The 1,286-nt window shown below is 59.6% G+C and carries 1 protein-coding gene; it reads left to right on the top strand.

Annotation, left to right across the window (positions count from 1 at the left end; translation table 11 throughout):
* Positions 1-134: 134 nt before the first annotated feature.
* Entirely contained in the window at positions 135-1,073 is a 939-nt protein-coding gene (locus OP495_RS17925) for a glycosyltransferase family 2 protein (RefSeq protein ID WP_280571134.1), read from the top strand.
* Positions 1,074-1,286 lie beyond the last annotated feature (213 nt).

The following is a 1,286-nucleotide window of genomic DNA, read 5'->3' as shown; positions in this document are numbered from 1 at the left end:
ACGGGATTTATGCAGCGTTTCTCTAGACACAGGCGCTGGCCGGGCCGGCGCAAAACTGGCAGGCGTCATAAAAACCGAATAAGCCGCCATGCTACCATCCGGCTTCACACCGACATCACCGATCCGCTTTCCCTATGACCGACGTGCCGCTTGTCTCCGTTATCATCCCCATGCATGGGCGATCCCACTTCATCGAAGCGGCACTGCGCAGCGTCATCGCCCAGACGCATCCCCGGGTCGAGACGATACTGGTCGATGACAACGGCGAAGGCTCGGCCAACCAGTTGGCAACGCACGAACAGGTCGCGCCCTTCCTGGGGCCCAACGTCCGCTACTCGGCGAATCCCGACAATGTCGGCGTTTCCGCGACGCGCAATCGGGGCGTCGAGCTGGCCAGGGGGGAGTACATCACTTTTCTGGACGACGACGATCTCTATTACGAGCATAAGGTCGCCCACCAATTGCAGCACATGCTGGATCACAAGCTGGATATCAGCATCTGCTCTTTTGACCGGTTCGACGCGGACGGCGAGTTGCAACCTGCGAGCGCCATCCAGCCGCCGTTGACATGTGCGCAGCATCTATTCTTCAACGAGCCTTCCCCACATGCGCCCACCATCATGATCGAGCGGGCCTTTTTTCAGCGGATAGGCGGCTTCAACGAATCGCTAGCCTACCGGGAAGATCTCATGCTGGTGACACGGGCACTCAGTCACGGCGCCACCATCGGCTCGATACAGCAGCCCCTGTTCAATTACCGGGTGCACCCCGGCTTCCGGCTCTCAAAGAAGCGGTTCGCGTGCGACGAGATCGACCGCATCTACGCGATCATCGACGAGGAAGAAGCCGAGCTTCGGCGCCAGTTGCACCCAGCCGAGCGGGAACGGCTGCTGTCAGCACGCCGTTACAAACAGCTCGACGCCCTGTTCAAGAACGGCTGCCGAATCCCTTTCTCGCTGCTCTCCGACACCGTGAAGCACGCCCTCAAGACCGGAGACCGCAAGCGGCTGTTGCGGGGCATCTCGAAATACGTACGCGCAGCCCTGAGGCGCAATAAACGCCAGGCGCCGTAAAAATAAAAAAAGCCCCGAATCGGGGCTTTTTGATAATGGCTTACAGCAACTTTCAGCTGTCATAACGACTTAGATCGAATCCTGGTGCGCCTCAAGCTCATAATAACGCCTCGTAGCGCTCGGCGATGGCGTGAGGCGAGAAGCGTTGATAATGGCTCGGGTCGATACGCGGCGGTGCCGCGACGGCGCTGGCGATCTTCTCGGCCAATGCCG

It is taken from the genome of Chromohalobacter sp. 296-RDG (genome assembly GCF_029889885.1).
Taxonomy (GTDB): Bacteria; Pseudomonadota; Gammaproteobacteria; order Pseudomonadales; family Halomonadaceae; genus Chromohalobacter.
This window is presented reverse-complemented; position numbering and strand designations above follow the sequence as displayed.